Source organism: Bacillus silvicola, assembly GCF_050524305.1.
Taxonomy (GTDB): domain Bacteria; phylum Bacillota; class Bacilli; order Bacillales; family Bacillaceae_G; genus Bacillus_A; species Bacillus_A cereus_AT.
Genome location: NZ_JBNGVC010000017.1, coordinates 145,177 through 171,327, shown reverse-complemented (window position 1 = coordinate 171,327; position 26,151 = coordinate 145,177). Strand labels below are relative to the sequence as shown.

Here is a 26,151-nt window from a genome sequence, read left to right as displayed (position 1 = left end):
GTTCGTATTTTATGGACTGGAGTTGAATGAATGATTAATATAAATACAGAAGGTAAAATTAAAAAAACAAAAAGAAAAGTATTAATAATTATACTTTCCATGTTAGTAATTATAATTGGATTTGGATATTGGAAATTCTTTAGTTTGCAAGGTGTTCCAAAAGGTGGATTAATTCGAACAGTGAAATCCCCCGATGGAAAATATCTCATTAAGACTTATTTTCATAATGCAGGATCATTAAGTGCGGATGCTGTTAGAGGTGAATTAGTTAACCTTGATACAGATTCAGAGGAAAATATATATTGGAACTATCCAGATACGGATCCATATATTGAATGGGTAAATAAGCATAGTGTTAAAATTGGAGATCAAATTTTAGATATTTCACAGAAAGAAACTTATGATTGGCGTGATGATGATAAGCACGTTAAAGAAATGTCTAAACAATTTATTAAATAAAACAAGACAAATAAGATCTATTCAATCTTATTTGTTTAACTATAGATAGGATTATGTGAATGAAAAGCCCATTTAGATCTTCTAAATGGACTTTTTTAGGTTTCTAGATACGACTACTGATAAATTGGTGTTATATTAAGAAGTCTCGCCACATCGTCATCAAGCTTAGAAATCAATGGTTCCCCAAAACGAAAAAACGAGCTAACTTCTCATAGTTAACTGTGGAGAGATAATAATTTTGTTTTGTGAGTCCTTAAAAATATTGAAAAGATAGAGATGGTGTTATTTATTGTTTAAGTTGATGACTCTAAGATACTAGTTTAATTGACCTGATAGCGATGTATCCGTACTCCTAAAAAATTTACCTTTGGCATCAGGGAAATTAAATAGGGTGATAATTATTACAAGTGGATTAGGTTTCTTATGAATTTTAAATTAAAGGTCTTATCCAAAGTTGAGAAAAATCCACATATCCAAAATATTTCATCTTAATATTCGTTAAATCTGATGAAAAAGGAATTTGACGTGTATCATAGTATAAGGGAATCATAATAGAGGATTCTATCAGTTCTTTTTCAAGATTCTTATTTAATGAAGCCCACTCCTCAAAATGTGTATGTTTGTATTTAGGAAGGTGTTTTCTTAGTGATTTATTTGTTTTTAAAACCTTAGCCAATGGTGAATATCTAGCTGTTAAAAAATAATAAAATGATATCTCTTGATTCATCTCGAATACTTCACCATGAATAAAGAGATCGACTTGTTCATTAAGTTTTTCATCCCTAAGATAGTTTTCAAATGGAACCCATTTAACTTGAAAAGGTATATTTTCTTTTTCTAAGATATTCATTAACCATTTTGTTGTCGCTTCTGTATACTGAGTAGCTTTTATAATAAGTGGTTCTTTAAATTCGGGACGTTTTCTTTTTGGAATATTGACTTGATGATCTATGTCTTTCAAACAGCTTTTAATATTTGGGATTTTTTGAGAATCATATTCATGAATATGATTCATATTGTTAGCGATAATAGAATGTAAGTAATTACGAACATCTATGTGTTGAATTAAGGAATTACGCCAAGCATTCATAATTATAACACCGAAACCTGAATTCCTTTCTACTTGAAAGGTAGAATTACATTTATGGTGTTTGGAAGATTGATAAATAGCATCAAATTCTAGAGGGACCTGAATGAATTCTACTGTATCTACCAAAGGTCTTTCTTGAAAATAATCATGAAATGCTATCAATGATGTTTTCTCCAGGTTATTCTCTCCTATATAAAAACCACCGGTTCCTATGATTTGGCCGTTATTTTCTTTATAAATGCTTGTATTTATCATGCATAACATTTGTAAACAATAACTACAACTATCTGGATAATGTATATCAATAATTAATGGTGATACAATCTCTATTTTTACTATGGGTGCCCATAAGTCTTTATAGTATTTATGACTACGTAGTTTTGAGAGACATAGTTTCACGTCAGCCGCTGTTAAGATGGATCCATCATGAAATTTTATAGACTTTTTTAAATATAGTCTAAGCTTAGATTGAGTTAAATCCCAACTGTGAGCTATTTCAGGGAATATGTTCCCCTTTTGATCCATATAAACGAGTCGATTGAAAACGTTCGCGACAATATGTGCACTATGTACATCGGTAGCCTCGAGCGGGTGTGTTGTTAAAAAGGGCTTTCTTCTAGGAATAATTAATTTATCATCCGAATTATGTATATAGCCAAATTTTGAATGAAACTTAGTCATCAAGCGTAGTTTACTGTTTGGAGACCAATTATATAGTAAATATTTACTACTTTTTTCAACAGGTTGTTGATCCATAATTTCCATTACTTGTGACTCATAGATTTGTTCTATATTTTTCAACCATTGGAGAGAGGAGGAATTTCCTCTACCTTTTCCAGAAATAAAAGTCAGCCAACCTTCATCCATCCATTTATGTAAGTAACGTACTGTTTGCTTTGTACTTAAATTTAAAAAATCTGCTAGGTCTTGTATTTTTATATTTCCTGAAGAAAATGATTGCCATAGATGCAGTAAATTTTTATCCATTTTCCTATCTCCTTTTATAAGTGGACATGTTTTTCTGAATATGTCCATTTTTAGTTTGATAAGTCTAGTTTAATATAACATTAGACAAAGGGAGGAGATACGATGAATTGGAAAGACTTTGAGCAAAATATAAAAGTACGCTTAATTACATCTTTTTTTAATCGTGCTGTTGCATCAGCAGTAATGCCTTTCATGGCATTGTTTTTTGCTCAAGAAATAAATAAAGTATGGGCTGGGTTATTTTTAATCTTAACGGTTATTTTAAGTTTTTTTTCAAATTTAATTGGAGGTTACATTTCTGATCGCTTTCAACGAAAGAAAATCTTATTGTCAACTTCTTTTTCTAGTACTTTGATGTTTTTATTCATGACATTAAGCTTATATCCTACAGATAAAATGATTTGGTTATTTGCAATTGCTTATGTAGGTTATATAATATCTAGCAGTCTTGGGCGCCCATCCATGCAAGCTATCATCATAGACTCAACTACACCAGAAAATCGAAAGGCTGTTTATACAATTGACTATTGGCTTATGAATCTTTCTATGGCAATTGGTGCAGCACTAGGTGGTTTTTTATACATTAATCACCAAAAAGAGTTGTTTATATTACTGACTTTTGTTTCTGCTACATTACCGATTGCTTATAAAATTTGGCTAGTCGAAGAAGTTAAAGAGAGCTTAGAAAAAAGGCATGGAAATATAGTACTTGATCTAATTCAAAACTATAAAGTTGCTATTCGAGATAGAGCATTTTTAAGAGTTGTAATAGGGTCTACCTGCATATTTGCGGCAGAGTTTTCTTTAAACAGTTATATTGGTGTACGACTTTCAGAAACATTCAATCCAATAAGCATTGGGAGCTTTGAAATAGTAGGAGTGAGGATGCTAAGTATTCTTAACATACAAAATATGCTTTTAGTAGTATGTTTAACGTTTATTGTAAATAAATTTACAGATCATCTAAGTGGAAAAAAAGCGTTACTTTTAGGTCTTGTGCTCTATGGTGTAGGCTATGTGACAGTAACATCTGCAAACACTTGGTACGTACTGATTATTTTTAATTTTATTGCCACTGTTGGTGAACTTGTCTACTCCCCAATCAGAAATGCAGAACAAGCTAATATGATTCCGGCTGATAAAAGAGGATCGTATTCAGCTTTTGCGAGTCTATCAGATATTGGTGCGGATCTAATTGCAAGAATGACTATTATCGTCGGTGCATTCTTGGTTCCTACGATGATGTCTGTTTACATTAGTATCATTGTAATAATAGGGGCATTTTTCCTATATAATGGCTTGTTCGTTAGAACTAATAGTCAGTCTCAGGAAAGATTGAATAAAATGTCATCATAATATAATACTTAAAATGAAAAATACGCTATTCTTTCTATAGAATCGTAGGATAGATTTGTAAAAAGGGATTATACAACTTTGGAGGAAGTATTATGGTAAAATATATTTCAATTCTTGGTTCAACCGGTTCAGTTGGTACGTCTGCATTAGATGTAATCACTTCTCATCCGGAACATTTTAAAATTATTGGTTTAACAGCAAATCACAATATTGACCTTCTCGAAAAACAAATATATACATTTCACCCTCGAATTGTAAGTGTAAGTACAAAAGAATTAGCAGATGCTCTTCGGAAGCGAATTCCTGCGGACACAAAAGTCACATATGGAACAGATGGATTAATTGAAGTTGCAACTCACCCTGATTCTAATCTTGTATTATCTTCAGTTGTCGGTGTCTCTGGTCTCCTTCCAACAATTGAAGCATTAAAAGCGAAAAAAGATATAGCAATTGCTAACAAAGAAACATTAGTTGCGGCAGGGCATATTGTGACAGATTTAGCGAAACAAAACGGCTGCCGCTTAATTCCAGTAGACAGTGAACACTCTGCCATTTTTCAATGTTTAAATGGGGAAAATACTCAAGAAATCGAGAGGCTTATTGTTACTGCTTCAGGCGGTGCATTTCGAGATAAAACGCGCGAAGAAATGGAAATCTTACAAGCTAAAGATGCCTTAAAGCATCCCAACTGGTTAATGGGAGCAAAACTAACTATTGATTCAGCTACATTAATGAACAAAGGCTTTGAAGTCATGGAAGCACGTTGGTTATTTGATATCCCTTATGAGAAAATTGATGTTTTAATTCATAAAGAAAGTGTTATTCATTCTTTAGTTGAATTTATAGACGGCTCTATCATGGCACAGCTCGGTGCCCCTGACATGAGAATGCCGATTCAATATGCATTCCATTATCCAACTAGATTACAATCGAACTATAAAAAATTAAACCTACTAGAGATAGCTAGCCTGCACTTTGAAAAACCAGATTTCAAAAAATTCCCTTGCTTACATTATGCGTATGAATCAGGGGAAATTGGTGGTACAACACCTGCTGTCTTAAATGCAGCGAACGAAATTGCAAATGCGCTATATTTACAAAATGAAATTTCATTTTTTGATATTGAAAAAATAATTTATTCTACTCTTGAAGCTCATCACAGCACTGCAAATCCAGATTTAGAAACAGTATTAGACGCCGATCGTTGGGCTCGTGAATATGTAAACGAATTATTAATTAGAAAATGAAAAAAGAGCTACAACAGAATGCGTCTGCTTTAGCTCTCCTTTTTACATGCTCTTTTATTTTATAACATAATACATTTTCGTTCACGGAATTGTAAAGAAACGTATTTAAGATATCGCATGTAGAAGGCTTTATAGTGAGTATTAGTTATGGTCATCGGGAAAATTTTTTTAAATTAATATAAGCTATATATGGAATAAAGAAACCTATAAAGTTGGAGGTAATTATGAAAACTTTCATATATATGGTGAGACACGGGGATTCACCAAAATCTGGGAAAGAACAAACGAGAGGATTAACTGAAAAAGGAAAATTAGATGTTCAACGAATAACAGATGCATTACAAGATGAGGGAATCGACGTTGTTATCTCAAGTCCATACAAACGTTCAATTCTAACTGTTCAGCAGTTAGCGAAGCAAATAGGACAAGAAGTTTTAGTATTTGAGGACTTAAAAGAGAGAATTTTTATTGCTGAAGAGGAACGAATGTCGGATAAAGAATTATTCCCTTTGATAAAAAAGTCATTCTTAGACCCCGACTTTGCTTTAATGGGAGGAGAGTCTAATGTCGACTGTCAGAAACGTGCTATAAAAGTCTTAAAAGAATTATTAAACACCTATCGAGGACAGAAAGTAGTAGTAGGCACTCATGGAGCTGTTATGACTTTGATGATGGGGTATTATGACAGTAAGTATGATTTGAATTTTTTACTACAGACATCAAAACCAGATATATATAGAATGGAATTCAATGGAAAGGAATTGGTGGAGGTTAAAAGATTGTGGAAAATTTCATAGATTGACTTTATTCATCCATAGCTTCTCTCAATGACGTGTATTATAAGCAATAGGGTTACTGCGGTAACTCTTTTTTTTATGGCACTGACGGGGGATTGATTTCAACAATCTAAAAAATTCGGTTCCTTAGCGTACAAAATTCACGTTTTGTTCTTGCTATCCCGAGGTGAAATGGGAGGGAATGTTTTTGGGCAGGATACCTTTAAAGTTATTTTTTAAATCAATCCTATTTTTTTTCTTATGCGGTATTGTTGTTTATTCTATATTTCAGATTATTTTTGTCTGGAGTGTTTCGAAAGGATTAGGGAGGGATGATATAGTCGGATTTTCTGATAATAAGTATGTAATTGGCTGTCCACCTGTTAGCTATAATTTATATAAAAAAGATAGTGGAGAAACTATATTAGATAATGTTATTGGTTATAAAAAGGGGAAAACTAAAAGCTATGTTCGAAATGAAGTTGAATTTGTAGTGATAGATGAGATAAAAGGTAGATATGAACTGTATAAAATAGAAAATGCTTCAGAAAAGGAGATAGCACGGCTGAAAGAAATGAAGAAATTAGAATAATAGAGACTATCTGAAAGGTAAAGAAGCACACTTGTTATTGTTAGATCTAAAAAATGGTTTAGACTGATAACTGAGTTTTATTTCATGAAAAGAGTCATTATTAAAATAAAGTATTAGGGGTTCAGTACCATCGCCATCTAGCTAAGCTTATGCAAAGTCAATTTTAGGCGAGATTGTTTCTTTTTTCTAAAGGCTACGTGTAGGGAATTTAAAAAAACCCCTAGGGATCAACGAATGCCTAAGAGGGTACCTGCGTAATATAACATATTTACAATTACGTTGCGTTTGGGTTTAAAATGCGTATCTTTTTCATTTACATTATAACCACCCTATTTAAGTTTATAAAAGTTATGCTTTTGAGATAAAAGTAATTACTTGTTTTATAAACTCGTAACCAAAATAACCACTAAATCCGAATAGTACTATTGCGGCAGATATAGATACCCGTTTAATAAAGGTTGGATTTAGAAAACGTCTAGTAAAATGAACAAAGCCTAATAAGACCATATCATGCATAAAGATACCTAATAAAATACCTACAGCTATTAATATAAATGTAGATGTACTTGCATTACCTAATGAAGAGACCAGAACCGGACCAAAGACCCCTATCCAAAATACAATATTAGCCGGTGATATAGCTATCATAAAACCAGATAAATAAGCTGTTAATAAAGATTTATTAGGATCTTCTCCCTCTATGTTAACTTCTGACTTTGCTTCTTTAATACTTTCTATTCCAATAAACATTAAAAACCCAAAACCTAGTAACCACATAACTGCTTCTACCCATGGATTGGTTAATACACTAGAGAACCCTAGATAAATCAGAACAATTAAAGATAAATCTACAGTCATTCCTCCTATACCTACAAACCAACCATGTACGAAACCATTTCTCATTCCTTGTTTGGTCATTTGGACAGTCATAGCACCTGCAGGTATTGATAAAGATAAACCTAACAAAATATACGTAAAAAGTGTTACAATCATAAAAATTCTCCTATTTTAGTTAATTACTATTCTTTTCACTTGGTTAAACAAATAAAACTAGAGCGTTGCGATTTTTCACATTACTTCTAGCAATCTCAAAAAACTCATAAAGTACCCCTTTGTTGAAGATTAATGCCTATAATCCCATAAGACCCTTTACATGTTTAGCGTTCTTTTTAGATGTTAGTTTTTCAAGTAATAAAAATGCAACATCAAAAGCTGTACCTGGATTTGAAGATGTAATAATATTTCCATCTTGAACAATTAAATCATTTTGTACTATTGCACCGAAATTCTTTAACTGCTCTTTTCGTTTACTCGTTGGATGACTGTATGTGGTGGCTTTTTTGTCTGTAAGAATTCCACTTTTACCAAGCGCTAATGATGCAACACAGATACTGGCAATAGGCTTCTGCTTGGCAAAAAAATGTTGAATAACATTTAAGAATTCTCTACTGTATGCATCACGATAAAAACCAGCTTCTTCAAACCCTCCTGGAATAGCTAGTGCATCAAACTCATCTAATTGAATATCATCAACCGTTTTTTCGGGTATGACAGTAAAATTCCAAGTACAGGTTAATTTATTCCGAAGACCAACTGTTACGACCTCGGTTGATCCATCTCCCTCCCATTTATTCCAACCTAGTACGTCTGTAAATACACTAGCTTCCACTGCTTCAAATCCGTCAGCTAATAATAATAAAATCTTTTTCATATCGTAAACCGCCTCCTAATATCCTTATTTTATACAAACATAGAAGGCTGATAAATAAGTTTAATAAGGATATTTGATTGTTTGGCTTTATTATATAAAGAGTTTAGTTTATTATAGTTTATAAAAAAAGGTTGGGTGATTTATGGATCAAATTGATAAAAAAATCGTGGGATTATTACAGTCAAATGCAAAAATTTCAATGAAGGATTTAGCAGAATCCGTTCACTTATCTTCTCCGTCAGTAACTGAGCGAGTACGGAAGTTAGAGGAACAACAAATTATTGAAGGTTACCATGCACATGTTTCTCTAAAAAAAATAAACCGTCCAATTTCTGCACTTATATTGTTTAAATCAAAGGATTGTAAATCATTAGCTAACTTTTGCTATAATCATCCAGATGTACTTGAATGTTACAGAGTAGCAGGGGAAATTAGCTATATTGTCAAATTAGCAACATATTCTGTAGAAAGTTTAGAACAATTTATTGATGATACAATGCAATATGGTACGCCTTCAACGAATATTGTATTATCTTCTTATGAAAAAAAAATAATTGCTCCCTTTATTAGTGAAGAATAAAAATACAGGCCTAATCAATTAACTATTGCTTACTCAATAATCCTTTAAAAATAGCCCTGATTTTTCTGACCTGTATAAAAAAATCAGGGTCTCTAATCATTTTTATCGTTTTGGGGTATTTGCTTTTCTTAGCTTGATGGTGATGTGGTCTGTACCCTTATTAATAAAATTAAATTCATCAATCATTACATATCCATGTTAATATTTTAATTAATAAATATTAACATGGAGGATTAAACATGAACAATCTAAAAAACTTCTTAAAAGAGAACCCTTTTATTAAATATTCTTTATATATAATATTAGGAGCCGGAGTAATAAGAACAGGTTATGAATTTGGCTATTTTATTACAAACCTCACATTATAAAACAAGAAGTGGTGTTAATTAACATAACACCACTTATCAGTAGTCCATGTTATTAAAAGTAGTAAAGACACTAGCAGATAATAGACCTAATAAAAATTAGGTCTATTATTTTTATTTAATTCAAACTCTTTTTCATGTATTACTTTACTTGTAATTCTCACTTTTTTTAGTATGTGACTTAATTTAAGAATTCAAATTATAAATGGAGTGTACAGTGCGAAAATTCTGCCCCTGAAAAAACGTTAATTTTCTTGTTTACAAACAAGAGGGCATAGGAGTAATATATTGTACATAAATTCATATCACTATTCGCTGAATCCATATGGAGCGGGGGAACCAAATTTTGTGCGATTGCACTCGGGGTGAATCCTTCTTAAATGAAGGTAGGGCTACTCTCAAGGCCCGAATCCGACAGCTAACCTCGTAAGCGTTTCGAGAGGGGATACTATGGTGACTTTTAAAAACACTGGGTGAACTTTGGTGTCTTTTTTTATACTTTTTTATGGAAAATAATTCAAAAAAAGGATGAGACACTTGAAAGAGAAACCCATAAAAACGAAAAATCCACTTTTTTCTTTCCCTTCTAATTCCCAACCTTCTAAATTAAGAAGAGAATTAGGGATGAGACATTTAACAATGATTTCTATAGGCGGAAGCATTGGGACTGGGTTATTTATAGCAAGCGGAAATACGATTCATACAGCAGGGCCTGGTGGATCAATTATAGCTTATTTGTTGATGGGGTGTATTGTTTACCTGTTGATGACCAGCTTGGGAGAGATGGCAGCGTATATGCCTACATCGGGTTCTTTTAGTACGTATGCTTCTAAATTTGTAGATCCTGCATTTGGTTTTGCAATTGGTTGGAATTACTGGTTTAGCTGGACTATTACTCTTGCAGTTGAAATTTCATCAGGAGCTATTCTTATGAAATATTGGTTTCCATACAGTCCATCTATTTTTTGGAGTGCGTTATTCATACTGTTTATGTTTGGAATTAATATTCTTTCAGTGAAACATTATGGAGAAATGGAGTTTTGGCTTTCACTTGTAAAAGTTATTACTATAGTCGTGTTTATTATGTTAGGAATAGCCACGATATTTGGAATTTTCAAAGGGAATCCTATTGGATTTCACAATCTAACAATTGGAGACGCACCGTTTCATGGAGGTTTTCTTTCTATTCTTAGTGTGTTTATGATTGCGGGATTTTCCTTTCAAGGTACAGAAATGGTCGGAATTGTAGCTGGAGAAAGTAAGGATCCTGAAAAGCATATTCCAAAAGCTGTGCGGCAAATCTTTTGGAGAATTCTTTTATTTTACATACTTACCATTTGCGTAATTGGAGTCATAGTTCCCTACACAGATCCGAATCTAGTTAACAATGACATTAGTAATATTACAATGAGTCCCTTCACACTAGTATTTGAAAAAATTGGCTTCGCATTTGCAGCTTCTATTATGAATGCAGTTATCTTGGTATCTGTTCTATCAGCTGGTAATTCTGGAATGTATGTTGCAACCCGAATGTTATGGGTAATGGCAAAAGAAGGGAAAGCTCCAAATTGCTTAAAAAAAGTAAATAAACAAGGTGTTCCTATTAATGCTTTACTTATGACAACGACTGTGGCAATCGTAGCGTTTGCAGCTTCTTTATTTGGAGAAGGGCAAGCATTTATATGGCTTTTGAATGCTTCGGGACTTTGTGGATTTATTGCATGGTTAGGGATTGCTATAAGCCATTATCGTTTTCGTCAGGCTTTTTTACATCAACAAAAGAATTTAAATAAGCTCCCGTATCAAGCAAAGTGGTATCCTATCGGTCCTATTTTGGCATTTGTAATATGTACTATTATTATTTTAGGACAGAATTATTCAGTCTTTATAGGATCACATGTCGATTGGTATGAAGTACTTGCTACTTATATTGGTTTACTGCTTTTTCTTGTATTTTGGTTCGGCTATAAAATTATAAAAAAAACAAAGGTGATTCCATTACAACAAGTCAATTTAGAGCATGATGATCATTAAGAATGGAAATTAAGGAGACAGAAATATGGAACTAGACATTCTACTCAGGTTACTTGTAGCAATACTTGTTGGAGCAATAATTGGATTAGAGCGTCAATGGCATAATTGCATTGCTGGATTACGTACAAATGTACTTGTTTCCGTTGGTGCTGCACTTTTTGTACTATTAAGTGTACTCACTCCAACTGATAATACACCTACAAGAATAGCTTCTCAAATTGTAAGCGGGATTGGTTTTTTAGGTGCTGGAGTTATTATGAAAGATGGATTGACAGTTCGAGGACTGGATACAGCAGCAACCTTATGGTGTTCTGCTGCTGTAGGAACATTAGCAGGTAGTGGCTACTTACTTATAGCTATAACGGGAACCATTCTTATTGTCAGCATAAATAGTTTACTAAGACCTGTTTCAAAATGGGTTTCCGAAAAATCCGAAAAAGGTTTTAAATATTCCCAACAAGTTACCGCTCTCTCTTATAGAGTAAAACATAAACCATCAGAGAAAAAAGATTGCTAAAGAGAAGCTAATTTTAAGAACGTTATCAATAATAATTAAAGAGACCTATTCTAGTTTGGCAAATAGAGAAATAATTAGTGTGCAATTTATTCAATATTTGAACTGATGAAAAATAGTTTCTACAAAGTAATAAAAGAATACGGAAGTACATTAAAAACAGCCCTGAGCTGTTTTGGTAGTCCAACCTTACAGTAGCAGTTTATCTTTCTTCCAATATATAAACTAATTACTTAAGGTGTCTAAAAAGGTGGGAGCTTCATATCAAACAAATAGAATGTTTTACAGAACCATATTTTAAAACTGTTGGTGGACGAAAAAAGGCATATAGAGTGTTTGGTTACAAAGATGGTGAAAAAAAATCTTTTCCGATTACATTTAAAACATTGAAACAGGTAAGAACGTTTACCTACAAACATGCTCTCGAAAATCCTGGATGGTTAAATGCCAATGGTGATATTAGTGAATATAATGTTAAAGTGGATAGAGATGAATATAAAAATGTCTGGCAAGATAATGTTATAGAAAATGTATATAAAAATTACACTGATTTTAATAATTGGTAGCAGTAATTCTTAAACTACTATGATTCCAAATTAATTTTTTACAAAAAGCTATGAATAAATGTAAAAGTATGAGGCAAGGAAATTCACTCATGTAGAGCAACAAGAAATCAAAACTGGAATTGATAAATAGATGACTTAAAATGTTTCAGAAATGAAACTAATTGAGTCATCTATTTTTTATTATGTAGGGAATGTTGTTGTTCGAAGTAACGAATATACGACTACAGATTGGGGTCGCGCCCCATACCCATCAAGCTAACAAGGACGAGTTACCCCAAAACGATAAAAACGATAAACATGCAAAGATTTTTCGTTCTGGGGGTATTATGATATCTTAACTTGATAGGTGCACGGTTAGTCCCCTTTTATAAACTCATTATTTACCAGACAGGTCTTAACCTCGATGATGTTTTACCCTCATTTGCTTCATAAACTAACTTTGTTAAATCTTCCTTGAGCATTTGCATTCTTTCATCGCCTATGTTTTCGATCCAACGTTGTTCAATTTCAGTTAGTATCTTCTCTTTTGCTTGCACTACTAGCCAACCTTTTTCGGTCAAAACAATAATTTTCCCTCTCTTATCAGTTGGATGAGCTTCGCGCATTACATAACCACTTTTCTCAAGATAATCCACCATTTTACTCACAGCTTGCTTTGTAATTCCTAAATATTCGGCTAGTTCTATACCTGTCGCTCCATTAGGAGTGATGCATTTAAACATAAAACCGTGTACAGGTCTAATATCTCCGAATCCCAATTCACTCAATTTGTCATGTAGTTCATTGATTGATGCGCTAAAGGATAATGACAAAAGTGACGTAAGGTCCAATTCACTAAATACTGGATGACTCATACATAAAACCTCCTTAAATAAAGTCAACTCGGTTGACTACATCTGATTTCTATTGTACTATATGGCATATAGTCAATCAAGTTTACTATAATTAGTTATAAGAGAAATAAGGGATTCAACGAAACGAAAATTAATAAATTATGGAGGTTTCTCATGGCTAACATCGTGAAAATTAGAGGAAGTGTGTTTGCACCGTATGCATGGTTAGAACCTATTAAAGATCCTATAACAGGAAAACTTTTTGAATATACTGGTGATGCACGTGAATTTACACCTTATGCTGTAAACACAATGCGGTCAAGATTAGAGCAAGAAGTGATTATTGATTTTTATAAAAAAGAAATTTTTTCACATGCAAATGCTTGTATCGTAACTGTGAAAATTACAAATCCAGATGGTTCTATCGAGTATAAAAAAGGGAGAACAAGCACAGAAAATATTGTATGCACTAATGTTGTGTGGGGTACTGATGAAGTTTCTTTTAAAATGAGTGCAAGTGCCAGCAATCCTTTAAATACAGCAGCACCTGCAGCTGACTATGTATTAACTATACACGTTAACAAAAGTGGGGTTGCACAAATTGAAGGTGCACATGATGGGTTCCCCTGCTATGAATTTTATAAACAAACAGATTTTGGTCCATTTGAATTAATATATACACATGATTTCAGAAAAACTGGTGACACTCCAGCAGCACTAGCTGGGGAAATGGAATACAGTTTTAAAACGACAATCTAGATATAAATACTGAATAGAAGTTTACAAGCAGCAAAATTATTTATACGAAAGAAATTGCAATCTGTTTTGCTCAATGTGTCAATATTATTACCCAAAATAAAATTAAGAATTGCAGAGGTGTGTCTCATGACTAATATCGTTAAAGTTAGAGCAAGTGTATTTATTCCAATGTCTTGGACTGAACCTAAGAAGGATATTCAAACAGGAAACGTGATTCAATTCGAAGGTGACTCACGTGAATTTACACCATATGCTGTAAACACTATGCGTTCCAGAATTGAACAAGAAATAGTTGTAGATTTTTATAAAAAAGAAATTTTCACATATGCGAATACCGGCATAACAACAGAAAGAATCACAACTCCTGATGGTTCCGTTAATAAGAGAACAGGAAAAGCTAGTACGGAAAATATTTTGTGCACTGATGTTGTATGGAAGTCAAATGACGTCAAATTTAAAATGACTGCAAGTGCTAGCAACCCATTAAATGTAAATGCACCTCCTGTTGACTACCTATTAACTGTACATGTCCAAAAAGATGGTACTGTCGATATTGAAGGTGCACATGATGGATTCCCTTGTTATGAATTTTATAAGCAAGTAAATTTTGGTCTGTTTGAGAAAATTCATACACATGACTTCAGAGAAACTGGTGATACAGCTGAAGCTCTAGGTGGAGACATGGAGTATAGTTTTAAAAAGATATTATAAAGAACAATATACTACCCTTTTTATTAAATAAATATATAACAACGTCAAAGAGTGAGTAACAGGAGGAAAAGAGAATGACAACAGTTTTATTTGTAAAAGCAAACAATCGTCCAGCAAATCAATCAGTTAGCGTAAAATTATATTATGCTTTTTTAGCAAGTTATAAAGAATCTCATCCAAATGAGACGGTAGTAGAGCTTGATTTATACAACGAGGAATTGCCATATGTAGGAGTAGATATGATTAACGGCACATTTAAGTCTAGTAGAGAATTGGATTTAACAGCAGAAGAAGCAAAAGCAGTAGCTGTTGCGGATAAATATTTAGATCAATTCCTTGCAGCTGATAAAGTTGTTTTTGGTTTCCCATTATGGAATCTAACAATCCCAGCTGTATTACACACATATATTGATTACTTAAACCGCGCGGGAAAAACATTTAAATATACGTCAGAAGGTCCAGTAGGTCTTATTGGAAATAAAAAAATTGCATTATTAAACGCAAGTGGCGGTGTATATTCTGAAGGACCAAAATCCCCAATGGAAATGGCGGTTAAATATGTAGCAAGTATGATGGGCTTCTTCGGTGCAAAAGATATAGAAAAAATAGTAATTGAAGGTCACAACCAATTCCCAGATAAAGCAGAAGAAATTATTGCTGTAGGGCTTGAAAAAGCGATTAAAGTAGCAAGTAAGTTCTAATTAACAAAACACTTGTCACTCTATATGGCAGTACCAACACTTTTATAGCGGGTGGTACTGCTTTTTTATTTGCTCATGCCAACACTACCTATGTTTATTAAACAATTAGGTGGAAGTGAATCTCAAGTTGGATTTATTATTGGGGTGTTTACAATATCGGCAGTCATTTTTCGTCCTATTGTTGGAGGATTAATGGATCGATATGGTTGAATGGTATTTATAATAAGCGGACTACTATTCTTCGCAATTACAATGTATTTTTATGATTGGGTAACAGGGGTTATATTTTTAGTGGTCTTACGTATTCTCCATGGAATCAGCTGGGCAGTTGCTACAACTTCGATAGGAACGGCTGTGACTGATGTTATTCCACAATCTCGTCGTGGAGAAGGAATGGGATGGTATGGACTTGCCATGACTTTAGGTATGGCTTTAGGACCAGTATTAGGTCTTTGGGTAATAAAATCATTTTCATTCCATTATCTATTTCTTCTATGTACAGGATTAGCACTTGTTGCATTCATACTTGCACTTGGTACAAAAATACCAGCAATTCAACATGCATCAAAAAAACCAAAATCATTTTTTAAAAAAACACTCTTACCAATCGCTATTGTTACATTTTTCCTATCTCTTACTTTTGGTGGCATTACAACATTTTTACCACTTTTTGCGGCAAAAATTCAAGTTAATGCTGGTACTTTTTTCTTAGTTTATGCTGTCACACTTACAGTAGTTAGACCATTTGCAGGGAAGGTATCCGATAAATATGGAGAAGGAATCATTATTATTCCTGCGCTGTTTACACTGATAGCCGCACAATTAGTTCTAGCAATGACAAATGGGATTGTTGGACTAGTTATTACAGCTATTTTGTATGGGATTGGATTCGGATCAGCACAACCTGCTCTTCAATTAGCCATGATACGATTAGCTTCACCAGAGAAAAGAGGAATAGCGAACGCTACATTTTTTACTGCTTTTGATTTAGGGATCGGTTTAGGGTCCATTCTTCTAGGATTTGTTTCCAAAAAAAATGAGATCCGATAGGTTTATTTGGTATGCAAATCTTTAAATAACCTACACTGAATCTTTAGAAAAAAAATCTCTCCTGAAATTAAACTTATATAAGCTTAGGTTGATGGGCATGGGGTCGCGCCCCATGCCCATCAAGCTAAAAAGAACGAGTTACCCCAAAACAATAAAAAGCGGGCGAAATGTACACGTTTTTCGTTCTGAGGGTATTATGAAATCTTAAGTTGATGGATGTGTGGCGAGACTATATGAAAGAAAGTTTTGCTCTTTTAACCAAAAACGGTCGTTTATGGTTAGATGAAATACTTACAGCTTTTTATGTGGTGCCCATTTTTTAAGATGTAATAAAAGGTAGAATAGTTGTATCAGGAATTTGCCAAATTCCTTGTATCTGTTGTCCCATATGGAAGAATCTCGTATATTTTTGCAGCAAGTGCCTGAGGAGACTCCCTTGACCCTCTTTTAATCCAATCGGTAACAATATTGAAGATACCGCCTGCTAAAAACAGGATTTGCATTCTGCTCATGTCATGATCGTGTGTAATATCCGCTTGAAAGACCTTTTCCATTGTGTAATTCAAGTAATCAAGCATCATATTAGATATATTTGAATCAATTAACTTTCCTGACGGCTTCTGTGCAGAGACAAATCCCTCTATGATATATTCAATAATTAGCTGCATACTTTCATACGGATCCAAACTATCAACCTCTTTCAAGAATTGTTGAACAATTTCATCCACAGATGCTTGCACGACGTCGTAAACGTTGCGGTAGTATTTATAGAATGTGACTCTGGCAACTCCAGCCTTTTTACAAATAGCTGTTACGGTTATATCTTGCAATTTATGTTCATGCAACAGTGCGCTCAATGCCTCCATAATGTATGTTTGAGAGTGTATACTGTCTTCTCTTGACTTCCTCAAAGCTAACACATCCCTTCATTCTGTTCGTTTTAAGTGTAAATAATCACATATTGCTTGAAAGATGAAAATTCACTGTTATACTTACACTTGTAAGTACAATTGTTAGTACGGTGATAATTTCATTGTATAAAAGGACATTATCGCTGTCAATGTGTCCCATTTTCTTTGTTTTTTACTGGCAATTTGTCGCCATTTTGCAAGCTATAAATAGGGAGGGATATTCAGATACAATCTATAATAAGTATTTTAAAATCTTATTATATGAATGATATGTAATTTAGGTATTTGTACGTTTCTAGATTACAACGTAAGAAGAATAATTTTTGACAAGAATAGGGTGAGATTTAATTGGCAAAACATCTGTATAAGTTAGGATATTGGGCAGTAAATCATAGGAAGAAGGTTGTATTCAGCGCACTCGCAATTCTTATTGCATTAGTGCTTTTTGCAGTCAACATGGGTTCCTCTTTCAAGGACGAGCTGAGTATTCCGAATACACCAGCAGATAAAGCAGGAAAAGTAATTGAAAAAGAGTTTAAAGCGATGCAACCAGCAGGTGCCCAAGTAAAAGTGGCATTTAAAGCACCAAAAAACGAAACCTTGGAGTCAGCGGAAGTACAACAGAAAATTGCAGGAGTTCTTGAAGAGATAAAAAAAGACTCAGCTGTTGATTCTGTGGCAGCACCGATGCAACTGCAGAACCTCAGTGAAGATAAGACAATTGGATATGCAGTTGTTACGTACAAAGTAAAAGCAGAAAAGGTTACAGAAGCTTCTAAAGATAAGATTTTAGATAGTATTGAAACAACAAGGGATGCCGGCATTCAAACGGAGTTATCAGGAGGCGATGTTACGTTTTCTGACTCAGAGACTTCAGGTATGACTGAAATTGTCGGAGTTCTTGTTGCCTTCGTAGTCCTGGCATTTACCTTTGTGTCTTTTCTAGTAGCTGGACTGCCGATTCTCACTGCGATAATCGGATTAGCAATTGGAATGCTAGGAATCATGATTGGAACCAATTATGTGGAAATCCAATCAGTTTCCTTATCATTAGCTGCCATGCTGGGACTCGCAGTAGGCATAGACTATGCACTCTTCATTATCAATCGTTTTAGACAGCAGCTTGCACAAGGAGATTCTGTTCCAGAATCTGTTGCCATCGCAACGGGAACAGCGGGAAGTGCCGTAATCTTCGCAGGATTAACTGTTATTATAGGTCTTTTGGGACTGTCTGTTACAAAGATTCCATTCCTGACAGCGATGGGCGTATCAGCTGCCTTTACTGTGCTTGCAGCTGTGTTGGTTTCCGTCATCATATTACCAGCCATTTTGGGACTTGTCGGCCATAAGATTGCCCCATCTAAACAAAATCGATTCTTGCAAAAGATGACTGGGGCAGGTAAGAAACATGCTGGTTCAAATAAATGGGGAGAATTTGTCATAAGACGTCCTCTGATTGTCACGATTTTTGCAATCGGACTACTTGCATTGATTTCAATTCCGTTTTTCCATATGAACCTTGGCTTGCCTTCTGATGGAACAACAAAGTCCACAGAAACGACAGAAAGAAGAGCATATGATTTGTTGACGGAAGCGTATGGGGAAGGATTTCATGCTTCTTTAATGGTAGTAGCAAAATCAGAAGAAGCAACAGCTGAAACGCAAAATGCTATGAACACCATCGCAAAAGAATTGGGTAACCTACCTGACGTGAAAAGTGTGACACCAGCTATCCCTGGGCCTTCTGGAAAGATTTATATGATTTCTATTACACCGAAAACTGGACCTGACGATACAAAGACAAAGGATTTGGTAAAAGCAATCAGGGACAAATCGAACCAAACCGAGAAAAAAAATGAAATTGAACTAATGGTAACGGGCACAGCAGCGATGAATATTGATATCGTGCAAAAGCTGAGTGACGCCTTGCCAGTTTTTGCTGCCCTTATTGTGGGACTTGCGTATGTACTCTTAGTTCTAGTGTTTAGATCTCTGCTCATTCCATTAAAAGCAGTATTAGGGTTTCTACTTTCTCTTGGCGCTACGTTGGGAGCCGTGGTATTTTTCGTGCAGGATGGACATTTCCAAAATATATTTGGGTTCCCGGCTGCCGGTCCGATCTTAGCCTTCTTGCCTGTCATTCTGATTGGCATCTTGTTCGGACTCGCCATGGACTATGAGGTGTTCCTAGTGAGCAAAATGCGGGAAGTATATACGCATACAGGTGATCCGAAGAGAGCTATTGTAGAAGGAATGCGGGAGAGCGGGAGAGTCGTAGTCGCAGCGGGATTAATTATGATGTCTGTATTTATTGGATTCATGTTGGCGCCTGATACCATCATTAAATCCATAGGCATGGCTCTTACATTCGGTGTTTTCTTTGACGCATTCATCGTGAGAATGACAATCGTACCTGCAGTCATGATTCTCATGGGTAATTCAGCCTGGTACTTGCCAAAATGGCTGGATAAAATTTTGCCTAACATTGATGTTGAAGGAGAAAGCATTATACATCGCGTAGAAAACAAAAATGAAAAAATATATAAACAGAACCGTTAAATTTAATTCATAGTTGTATTCATTTAAAAAACCGCTTCCCTATAAAATAGGAGCGGTTTTTTAGAGAAAGTATAGATCCTCCTTCGCTAATTATGTAAATATATAAAAGGAACTAAGGTTTTGCACTATCCATAAAGCAAAAAAGACGTTATCCTTTCTGTATAATTATAGGAAAGGATGGCGTTTCTTTATGAATCTTTCGATTCTTGACGAACTTCAACCGATCGCTGAAGAATTACAACGACATATGTCTCCTCATGTTTTAGAACACCTAGCCAAAGAAAAAGGATTCGTTCAGCGAAAGAGTAAATATCAAGCACAGGAGTTAGTTGCTTTATGTGTATGGCTTAGTCAACAGGTCGCAAGTACATCACTCACACAATTATGTAGCTGTTTGGAAGTATCTACAGGTGTTCTTATCAGTCCTGAAGGGCTTAACCAACGATTTAATGCTTCCGCAGTACAGTTTCTTGAACAAGTTCTAGCTAACCTTCTAACTCAAAGGATTTATTCAACACAAGAAATAATTCATCAATATACCACGACCTTTAAACACATTCGTATTCTAGATTCTACAACATTTCAGCTTCCAGATAAGTTCTCTTCACATTACCAAGGCTCCGGTGGAAGTAGCCATACGGCAGGAGTTAAAATTCAATTGGAGTATGACCTATTGAGTGGAAAGTTCCTGCACGTTTATGTAGGAGAGGGAAGAGAAAATGATAAAACCTTTGGTACGACAAGTCTACAGACCATTCAACCAAAAGACTTGTACATAAGAGATTTAGGCTATTTTGACTTACATGACTTACAGAAGATCCATGATAAAAGAGCTTACTATTTCTCACGTTTGAAATTAAATACTCGAATCTATCGTAAGAATGATGAGCCAGAGTATTTTCGAAGTGGGACCGTGAAAAAAGGAACACTCTATATTCAGTTAGATATGGAAGAACTCATGAATCAATTGCCGCCTGGTCAAACTATGGAAATTTCAGAGGCATACATTGGACAATATCAAAAATTGCCAGCTCGTGTTATTATTCATCGATTAACAAAGGAACAAACCGAAAAAAGGTTGAAAGAACAAGCCAAAAGAGAAAAAAAGAAAGGTATTATCTACAAAGAATGGAGTAAAAGGCTGAGTGGAATCAACGTGTATATTACGAACATTTCTGCAGAAAATGTTCCAACGGAACATATCCATGACTTCTATTCATTACGTTGGCAAATTGAAATTTTATTTAAAACATGGAAATCTTTCTTTCAAATTGACAAGTGCAAAGGAATCAAGAAAGAACGCTTAGAATGTCATTTATATGGGCAACTCATTAGTATCCTACTCTGTTCATCGACGATGTTCAAAATGCGTCAGTTACTCTTGGATAAGAAAAAGAAAGAGTTAAGTGAATACAAATCCATTTATATGATAAAAAATTATTATCTATTGTTTTATGAAGGATTACAAAAGGACATCCATGAATTATTAAAAGTTTTACTGCGCTTGTTTTATTTTTTAGAGAAAAACGGTAGAAAATCTCATCGGTACGAAAAGAAAACCGTCTTTGATATCTTAGGTGTTGTGTATGATTATACATTGTCACAAAGCTTCAAAGTTGCATAATATTTTTTAAAATACCTATTTAATAGGTTTATTTGTTATGACCACCTTTAGTACAGCCGTAGAAATTTTTGAAAATAACCCTCACATATATCCTCTTAGCGCCCTTAACTTGATGGCGATGTATGGTGACCCCTATTAGCTCCTTACGCAAGTGAGACTATCCGAAGTAAACTTGGACCAGAACACCAGTATAGTTTAACGGATGCAAAAATTATAAAAATTGAGCGTTCTCAAAAATATACCTTCACCTTTATTGTAGTAGCTAAATATAGAACGTATACTAACGCTCACAATCCACCTAATCATGTTGTAACAATAACTTATAATGTTAGTCCAAGTGGGGTAAAAGTTATCGATTTCAAACAAAAAAAGAAAGAAAGTGAGTTTACAACTCATTTTCTTTCTATATCAATGGGTAGAGTAGCTGACTTTTGGAATTCAAATAAAACAGGAAATAAGTTTTTTGGTTGTTCTTAATATCCAACATGTACACATACAGAATCAATTAATACATGAGCTGTGATGAAAATCCGGCTCTTTTGTTATTTTTAGGAATTAACTTGAAAAAATCATACTCTCATCAAAAAACGGCTTCTCAGATTTCGATATAACCAATGTTTATTTGAAAGATAATGACATAAGAACTAAATAACAAAGGATGCGTTGTAAGCGAAAATAAGCAGTTTAAAGTGAGTTAGGGATGTTATAAAGAATTTTTTATAAAACATCTGAAAAATAAACAAATAACCTTGTAAGGTTTATTGCTTTGTTATAAAATAACCTTACAAGGTTATTTTATAAAGGTAAGGAGTGAGAATATTGGAGAATACAGTAAAAGAAATCATTGATGATTTAGAGTATCTGTTCAAGAATGGAGAAATTGGCATGGAAGTAAGTAATCCGGCTTACTATCAGAGGTTTTGTAAAGTACTGGATGCAATAGAAATGCGCTATGATTTACACATTCACGAATATGATGAGGACTCCCTAGTTGTTAAATTAGTGTAAAATACAAATGTTTTAAGGGGTTAATTTTCTTGAAGTATAAAAAGGGAATGGGGAGGAAAAAGATATGAAAATTGGTACATCTGAATGGCTTTCTCTTAGTAAGGATATTAAGCTGAAGTTGATCCGTTTGGCTGTCATAGATAGTAAATATAAACAAGCAAAATAAAAACCCTTCATTTGCTTAACAGCAAACAAAGGGCTTAGTTAATGAGTGACTGAAGTAGAAGGAAATCTCGTCCATTTCCTTCTTTATTTATTGTAACATAAAAGGAAAAGCACAAACAAAGGAGAATTCCCATGAAAGAAATTGATAAATACATGACACCATCTGAAGCAGCTTTTTATTGGGGGATTCCTCGTGAGACAATTAAGAATAAATATAGCCCGTCTCTAATGAACGAGAAGCAAATAAATGATTTAGAGCGCATGTTACAAGAAGGTTTAGTGAAGTATTTTTTGCATCCTGAAGGGAAGCGTAAGGAATGGATTATAAGCCGACAGGCAATGTATGAATGGTTTGGAGAACCAAAAGACAAGTAGGAAAGGGGGATAATAATGCAAGAGGAAACATTTTCTCTGTGGGGAGGATTCAAGAGTGCATTTAGTTTGATTATTTGGTTTTGGATTGTTATGTTCTTGATATTTGGTGAAAGCTTGCTACAATAGAATCAAGTCGAATGTAAAATACCCTTAGGCAGCTCTCATAGATTTATGGTCTATGGGGGCTTTTAATTAGAACCTATAATAATTTCACGTACCGTATTTATTAATAAAAAATATATAGAACAAAATACTAGTCCACATACAATTCTTATCCCTATACATGGGGGAGCACCAGATGCCCATCAAGGTAAGAAAAGCAAATACTCCAAAACGAAAAAAAATGACATCTCCAGGTGAAAATGTACAATTTTTTTGTTTTGGGGGTGTTATAAAATTCTTAGGTTGATGGGCATGGCGTGCTACCCCAAAAAAGAAAAAAAGAGCTGAATTCTCAAAATAACTAACTATAGAGAAAGAAAATCTTCATTTAGGGGTTACTTTAAAACCTTAGATTGGTGGATACGGGATGGTACTTAGTATTGTAAAGAATGCTCTAATAAGTTATTATAGGTTTGTATAAATTGGTCGGTTGACCAAATAAAAAATAAGATGGTGAAATACAATGTCTAGTCCAAAAAAAACAGCTACTCGGGATCAAATACTAATGGCAACGTTTGAATGCTTAGCTGAAAAAGGTACAACCGCTATTACATTACGAGATATTGCTACAAAAGCGGGAATTACTTTAAGTTTAATTCACTATTATTTTCCAACAAAGGAGGGTTTATTAGTTAACGCTACCTCTTATGTCATGCAAAAACAAATTAAAGAAATTCAGAAGGAACTCTCAAACATACAAGATTTTTCAGAGAAATTGAAAAAACTTATATTTGTAGTACATCACCAATTCAAAAGTTCTGAATGGAGAAAGGTGTATTTTACTTTATTAGCAGCAGCAGCTTGGTCACCGAAAATTATGGAAGAAATTCAAGTTCTACAGAACCAATTGATAGACATAATTCAAGAATATGTTCAAACTTCCAATGTAGAAATCATTGACTTAGCAGCATTTTCAAGGGCCTTATTGGCTTCAGTGAATGGATTAGCGTTACAAGTTATGCATGGGGCTTCAGAGGAACAAATTGCTCCGGCATATGCGATTATAGAAAAAGCATTTATATCAGAATTTGCCCTCCAAAAGAAGCAATGAGTGATTACTAAACTCTATAATCCCGAGATAATTCATGTGCCAATCCATTATTCCATGAGACCAAATGGAATGTAGGATTGTAGAACATTATAAAGTGAGGTTACAGCATGACCGCATATGGATCATTTTATTTTTTCGCTATAGTGGGGATTTTATTGATACCTACTATCATAGCTGGATTAAGAGGTAAAATATTGCGCAAATATAATGCTGTCCTAACGCTAATTATGCTTGCTATTATCTTCTCGGATAAACCAAATCAAGCAATGATGTTAGCAGTATTTATTATTTGGCAATATGTCCTTATTAAAGGCTATTTACTACTAAGAAAACAAAATAATAATACATTCATGTTTTACATGGCTGTTATTTTGTCGATTTTGCCACTGATTTTGGCAAAAATCGCACCATTTGTACCTGAATTAAAACTCATTGTTTTTACTGGTATATCTTATGTAACATTCAGGGCAGTACAAATGGTATTTGAAATTCGCGATGGCTTAATTAAAGAATGCTCATTTTTTAATTTCTGGGAATTCATTTTGTTCTTCCCTGCCATTTCGACCGGACCTATCGATCGGTATCGCAGGTTCCAAAAAGATATTCAAAAACCACCAAGTGCTGAAGAATATCAAAATCTACTATACATGGGTATTAACCGTATTTTTCAAGGTTTTCTGTATAAATTTATACTTGCTTACTTAATAAAAGAAAATATTATGGATGCAACAATAGCTCACCAAAACACAATTTTATCAAATATGATTTATATGTATAGCTATAGTTTATATCTATTTTTTGACTTCGCAGGTTATAGCTCATTCGTAATCGGTGTCAGTTATATGATGGGTATTAAAACACCAGAAAACTTTAATAAACCGTTTATCAGTCGTAATATTAAAGATTTCTGGAATCGTTGGCATATGAGCTTATCATTCTGGCTCCGTGATTTTATTTACATGCGCTTTGTCTTTTTTGCCACAAAGAAAAAGCTCATAAAAAATCGCTATATGATTTCATATATTGGCGTCTTTTTGAACTTTTTTATCATGGGAATTTGGCATATTACAGGTCATCATATTGCTCAATATATGATTTATGCTCTATATCATATTGCTCTGTTTATTTTATTTGATATTTTCGAACGAAAAAACAAGAAGTATAAATTTTGGCCCAACAATACGTTCATGCATGTCCTTGCAATTGTGATTACATTCCATTTCGTATGTTTCGGTTTCCTAATTTTCTCTGGTCACCTAAATAATTATTTTTAATAAGTAATTTCTTTTCTTGTAACTAAGAAGTTACTAATAATACATTTCAGATATAAAGGAGATTTTTTTAATGGTAGAATTCAAAAATCAAGTATTAGATATTTTAGAAGAAGTATGTGAAAATGATATTATAAAAGAAAATCCTGATGTGCAATTATTTGAAGAAGGTATCCTTGATTCTTTTGCTACAGTATCTTTACTAGTAGAATTCCAAGAACGTCTAAATATTGAAGTGTCTATTTCTGATTTCGATCGTGATGAGTGGGCAACACCAAATATGATTATTAAGAAGTTGGAAGATATCCGATAAAAAAGCAACCTTAGGTCCGAAGCTCTTAGCATTGGACCTTTTTGTGGTTCTGGTACAAGAAATCTATAAAACTTGGACATTTTGATACTCTCACAATCATTTGGGTTCAGCCGCATGCCCATCAAGTTAAAAATATTCACTATGCCCAAGCATTAAAATCTTAAATTGATGGGCATGTGGCGGTACCCCTCGTATAAAAAATGCAAAAAATAACAAAAGATACATAACATTTAGCAGCAATCATCCCAACCGTTTTGTGTGCGATGCCCCCTTTTGCAGATAACAACCTTTAAAAAAATGCATGTTATCTGCATGTTATCTGCACTTTATCTTTACATTAAACTTTTATCATATAGTCGTACCCAAAAGGTATGACAGAAT

General features: G+C 33.9%; 24 protein-coding genes, 2 pseudogenes and 1 riboswitch. Of the genes and pseudogenes, 21 read left to right on the top strand and 5 right to left on the bottom strand.

All coding sequences use genetic code 11. From position 1 onward, the window contains the following. Positions 1–30: 30 nt before the first annotated feature. On the top strand, positions 31–459 hold the full coding sequence (locus ACP6L7_RS32275; RefSeq protein ID WP_430529690.1) for a DUF5412 domain-containing protein: 429 nt from the start codon (positions 31–33) through the stop codon (positions 457–459). A gap of 430 nt (positions 460–889) precedes the next feature. Here ACP6L7_RS32275 and ACP6L7_RS32270 read toward each other — a convergent pair whose 3' ends face one another. Continuing rightward, positions 890–2,536, bottom strand: coding sequence for an ABC transporter substrate-binding protein (locus ACP6L7_RS32270; protein ID WP_430529689.1), 1,647 nt, complete (start codon positions 2,534–2,536; stop codon positions 890–892). A gap of 102 nt (positions 2,537–2,638) precedes the next feature. On the opposite strand from ACP6L7_RS32270, the gene ACP6L7_RS32265 reads away from it, so the two are divergent. The 4 genes from ACP6L7_RS32265 (at position 2,639) to ACP6L7_RS32250 (ending at position 6,507) form a co-directional block, all read left to right on the top strand. Further along, on the top strand, positions 2,639–3,892 hold the full coding sequence (locus ACP6L7_RS32265) for an MDR family MFS transporter (RefSeq protein ID WP_097833139.1): 1,254 nt from the start codon (positions 2,639–2,641) through the stop codon (positions 3,890–3,892). Positions 3,893–3,984: 92 nt separating this feature from the next. Then, complete coding sequence (locus tag ACP6L7_RS32260) at positions 3,985–5,139, top strand: 1-deoxy-D-xylulose-5-phosphate reductoisomerase (RefSeq protein ID WP_097833138.1); 1,155 nt, start codon at positions 3,985–3,987, stop codon at positions 5,137–5,139. A 224-nt stretch (positions 5,140–5,363) separates the two neighbouring features. Next, positions 5,364–5,936, top strand: coding sequence for a histidine phosphatase family protein (locus tag ACP6L7_RS32255; RefSeq protein ID WP_098791844.1), 573 nt, complete (start codon positions 5,364–5,366; stop codon positions 5,934–5,936). Positions 5,937–6,123: 187 nt separating this feature from the next. Next, the gene (locus ACP6L7_RS32250) at positions 6,124–6,507 is read left to right on the top strand and encodes a hypothetical protein (protein WP_141533553.1); all 384 of its coding nucleotides are present in this window, start codon (positions 6,124–6,126) and stop codon (positions 6,505–6,507) included. A 348-nt stretch (positions 6,508–6,855) separates the two neighbouring features. On the opposite strand, the gene ACP6L7_RS32245 is transcribed toward ACP6L7_RS32250, so the two are convergent. Continuing rightward, entirely contained in the window at positions 6,856–7,500 is a 645-nt protein-coding gene (locus ACP6L7_RS32245; RefSeq protein ID WP_098791846.1) for a LysE family translocator, read from the bottom strand. A 136-nt stretch (positions 7,501–7,636) separates the two neighbouring features. After that, positions 7,637–8,218 carry a DJ-1/PfpI family protein gene (locus ACP6L7_RS32240; RefSeq protein ID WP_098791848.1) on the bottom strand — a complete coding sequence of 194 codons (582 nt, stop codon included), beginning with the start codon at positions 8,216–8,218 and terminating at the stop codon, positions 7,637–7,639. A gap of 142 nt (positions 8,219–8,360) precedes the next feature. On the opposite strand from ACP6L7_RS32240, the gene ACP6L7_RS32235 reads away from it, so the two are divergent. From ACP6L7_RS32235 to ACP6L7_RS32220, 4 genes are all read left to right on the top strand, one after another. Beyond that, positions 8,361–8,798: an Lrp/AsnC family transcriptional regulator gene (locus ACP6L7_RS32235; protein ID WP_002151044.1), complete on the top strand. Its 438-nt coding sequence runs from the start codon at positions 8,361–8,363 to the stop codon at positions 8,796–8,798. A 668-nt stretch (positions 8,799–9,466) separates the two neighbouring features. Continuing rightward, positions 9,467–9,612: riboswitch (cyclic di-AMP (ydaO/yuaA leader) on the top strand. Between the two features lie 88 nt (positions 9,613–9,700). Further along, positions 9,701–11,197, top strand: a complete 1,497-nt coding sequence (locus tag ACP6L7_RS32230; RefSeq protein ID WP_098791850.1) for an amino acid permease — start codon at positions 9,701–9,703, stop codon at positions 11,195–11,197. Positions 11,198–11,222: 25 nt separating this feature from the next. Beyond that, the gene (locus tag ACP6L7_RS32225; protein ID WP_000417877.1) at positions 11,223–11,714 is read left to right on the top strand and encodes an MgtC/SapB family protein; all 492 of its coding nucleotides are present in this window, start codon (positions 11,223–11,225) and stop codon (positions 11,712–11,714) included. 329 nt (positions 11,715–12,043) lie between these two features. Next, positions 12,044–12,277 carry a hypothetical protein gene (locus ACP6L7_RS32220; RefSeq protein WP_000468174.1) on the top strand — a complete coding sequence of 78 codons (234 nt, stop codon included), beginning with the start codon at positions 12,044–12,046 and terminating at the stop codon, positions 12,275–12,277. A 380-nt stretch (positions 12,278–12,657) separates the two neighbouring features. On the opposite strand, the gene ACP6L7_RS32215 is transcribed toward ACP6L7_RS32220, so the two are convergent. Next, positions 12,658–13,131 carry a MarR family winged helix-turn-helix transcriptional regulator gene (locus ACP6L7_RS32215; RefSeq protein WP_097833133.1) on the bottom strand — a complete coding sequence of 158 codons (474 nt, stop codon included), beginning with the start codon at positions 13,129–13,131 and terminating at the stop codon, positions 12,658–12,660. 153 nt (positions 13,132–13,284) lie between these two features. Between ACP6L7_RS32215 and ACP6L7_RS32210 the strand changes: the two genes are divergently transcribed. The 4 genes and pseudogenes from ACP6L7_RS32210 to ACP6L7_RS32195 form a co-directional block, all read left to right on the top strand. Beyond that, positions 13,285–13,869 carry a DUF3238 domain-containing protein gene (locus ACP6L7_RS32210; RefSeq protein WP_098519810.1) on the top strand — a complete coding sequence of 195 codons (585 nt, stop codon included), beginning with the start codon at positions 13,285–13,287 and terminating at the stop codon, positions 13,867–13,869. A gap of 126 nt (positions 13,870–13,995) precedes the next feature. Further along, complete coding sequence (locus ACP6L7_RS32205) at positions 13,996–14,580, top strand: DUF3238 domain-containing protein (RefSeq protein WP_097833131.1); 585 nt, start codon at positions 13,996–13,998, stop codon at positions 14,578–14,580. Positions 14,581–14,654: 74 nt separating this feature from the next. Beyond that, positions 14,655–15,281 (top strand): FMN-dependent NADH-azoreductase, encoded by a 627-nt coding sequence (locus ACP6L7_RS32200; protein ID WP_098791853.1) that lies wholly within the window; start codon positions 14,655–14,657, stop codon positions 15,279–15,281. Positions 15,282–15,344: 63 nt separating this feature from the next. Further along, positions 15,345–16,313: pseudogene (locus ACP6L7_RS32195) on the top strand (MFS transporter); the annotation flags it as partial. A gap of 368 nt (positions 16,314–16,681) precedes the next feature. Here ACP6L7_RS32195 and ACP6L7_RS32190 read toward each other — a convergent pair. Further along, positions 16,682–17,197: a TetR/AcrR family transcriptional regulator gene (locus ACP6L7_RS32190; RefSeq protein ID WP_048516921.1), complete on the bottom strand. Its 516-nt coding sequence runs from the start codon at positions 17,195–17,197 to the stop codon at positions 16,682–16,684. Between the two features lie 393 nt (positions 17,198–17,590). Here ACP6L7_RS32190 and ACP6L7_RS32185 point away from each other — a divergent pair, with 393 nt between their 5' ends. The 8 genes and pseudogenes from ACP6L7_RS32185 to dltC all read left to right on the top strand — a co-directional run bounded on the left by ACP6L7_RS32185 (position 17,591) and on the right by dltC (position 25,770). Beyond that, positions 17,591–19,801 (top strand): MMPL family transporter, encoded by a 2,211-nt coding sequence (locus ACP6L7_RS32185; protein ID WP_016513640.1) that lies wholly within the window; start codon positions 17,591–17,593, stop codon positions 19,799–19,801. A 190-nt stretch (positions 19,802–19,991) separates the two neighbouring features. Beyond that, positions 19,992–21,425: an IS4 family transposase gene (locus ACP6L7_RS32180; RefSeq protein WP_430529688.1), complete on the top strand. Its 1,434-nt coding sequence runs from the start codon at positions 19,992–19,994 to the stop codon at positions 21,423–21,425. 132 nt (positions 21,426–21,557) lie between these two features. Beyond that, positions 21,558–21,800, top strand: a pseudogene (locus ACP6L7_RS32175) (DUF3888 domain-containing protein); the annotation flags it as partial. Between the two features lie 444 nt (positions 21,801–22,244). Next, complete coding sequence (locus ACP6L7_RS32170; RefSeq protein WP_097833445.1) at positions 22,245–22,433, top strand: hypothetical protein; 189 nt, start codon at positions 22,245–22,247, stop codon at positions 22,431–22,433. Positions 22,434–22,730: 297 nt separating this feature from the next. Beyond that, on the top strand, positions 22,731–22,973 hold the full coding sequence (locus tag ACP6L7_RS32165) for a helix-turn-helix domain-containing protein (protein WP_002139963.1): 243 nt from the start codon (positions 22,731–22,733) through the stop codon (positions 22,971–22,973). 625 nt (positions 22,974–23,598) lie between these two features. Continuing rightward, entirely contained in the window at positions 23,599–24,186 is a 588-nt protein-coding gene (locus tag ACP6L7_RS32160) for a TetR/AcrR family transcriptional regulator (protein ID WP_097833502.1), read from the top strand. Positions 24,187–24,293: 107 nt separating this feature from the next. Further along, a complete protein-coding gene (gene dltB, locus ACP6L7_RS32155; RefSeq protein ID WP_098791691.1) occupies positions 24,294–25,460 on the top strand; it encodes a D-alanyl-lipoteichoic acid biosynthesis protein DltB in 1,167 nt (388 codons plus the stop codon). Positions 25,461–25,530: 70 nt separating this feature from the next. Then, positions 25,531–25,770 carry a D-alanine--poly(phosphoribitol) ligase subunit DltC gene (dltC, locus tag ACP6L7_RS32150; RefSeq protein ID WP_098791689.1) on the top strand — a complete coding sequence of 80 codons (240 nt, stop codon included), beginning with the start codon at positions 25,531–25,533 and terminating at the stop codon, positions 25,768–25,770. Positions 25,771–26,151: the final 381 nt, after the last annotated feature.

What these genes read in the sequence shown, in the direction of transcription:
- ACP6L7_RS32275 (WP_430529690.1), top strand. Translation starts at nt 31, where the DNA reads ATGATTAATATAAATACAGAAGGTAAAATTAAAAAAACAAAAAGAAAA.
- ACP6L7_RS32270 (WP_430529689.1), bottom strand. Translation starts at nt 2,536, where the DNA reads ATGGATAAAAATTTACTGCATCTATGGCAATCATTTTCTTCAGGAAAT.
- ACP6L7_RS32265 (WP_097833139.1), top strand. Translation starts at nt 2,639, where the DNA reads ATGAATTGGAAAGACTTTGAGCAAAATATAAAAGTACGCTTAATTACA.
- ACP6L7_RS32260 (WP_097833138.1), top strand. Translation starts at nt 3,985, where the DNA reads ATGGTAAAATATATTTCAATTCTTGGTTCAACCGGTTCAGTTGGTACG.
- ACP6L7_RS32255 (WP_098791844.1), top strand. Translation starts at nt 5,364, where the DNA reads ATGAAAACTTTCATATATATGGTGAGACACGGGGATTCACCAAAATCT.
- ACP6L7_RS32245 (WP_098791846.1), bottom strand. Translation starts at nt 7,500, where the DNA reads ATGATTGTAACACTTTTTACGTATATTTTGTTAGGTTTATCTTTATCA.
- ACP6L7_RS32240 (WP_098791848.1), bottom strand. Translation starts at nt 8,218, where the DNA reads ATGAAAAAGATTTTATTATTATTAGCTGACGGATTTGAAGCAGTGGAA.
- ACP6L7_RS32235 (WP_002151044.1), top strand. Translation starts at nt 8,361, where the DNA reads ATGGATCAAATTGATAAAAAAATCGTGGGATTATTACAGTCAAATGCA.
- ACP6L7_RS32225 (WP_000417877.1), top strand. Translation starts at nt 11,223, where the DNA reads ATGGAACTAGACATTCTACTCAGGTTACTTGTAGCAATACTTGTTGGA.
- ACP6L7_RS32215 (WP_097833133.1), bottom strand. Translation starts at nt 13,131, where the DNA reads ATGAGTCATCCAGTATTTAGTGAATTGGACCTTACGTCACTTTTGTCA.
- ACP6L7_RS32210 (WP_098519810.1), top strand. Translation starts at nt 13,285, where the DNA reads ATGGCTAACATCGTGAAAATTAGAGGAAGTGTGTTTGCACCGTATGCA.
- ACP6L7_RS32205 (WP_097833131.1), top strand. Translation starts at nt 13,996, where the DNA reads ATGACTAATATCGTTAAAGTTAGAGCAAGTGTATTTATTCCAATGTCT.
- ACP6L7_RS32200 (WP_098791853.1), top strand. Translation starts at nt 14,655, where the DNA reads ATGACAACAGTTTTATTTGTAAAAGCAAACAATCGTCCAGCAAATCAA.
- ACP6L7_RS32190 (WP_048516921.1), bottom strand. Translation starts at nt 17,197, where the DNA reads ATGGAGGCATTGAGCGCACTGTTGCATGAACATAAATTGCAAGATATA.
- ACP6L7_RS32180 (WP_430529688.1), top strand. Translation starts at nt 19,992, where the DNA reads ATGAATCTTTCGATTCTTGACGAACTTCAACCGATCGCTGAAGAATTA.
- ACP6L7_RS32165 (WP_002139963.1), top strand. Translation starts at nt 22,731, where the DNA reads ATGAAAGAAATTGATAAATACATGACACCATCTGAAGCAGCTTTTTAT.
- ACP6L7_RS32160 (WP_097833502.1), top strand. Translation starts at nt 23,599, where the DNA reads ATGTCTAGTCCAAAAAAAACAGCTACTCGGGATCAAATACTAATGGCA.
- dltB (WP_098791691.1), top strand. Translation starts at nt 24,294, where the DNA reads ATGACCGCATATGGATCATTTTATTTTTTCGCTATAGTGGGGATTTTA.
- dltC (WP_098791689.1), top strand. Translation starts at nt 25,531, where the DNA reads ATGGTAGAATTCAAAAATCAAGTATTAGATATTTTAGAAGAAGTATGT.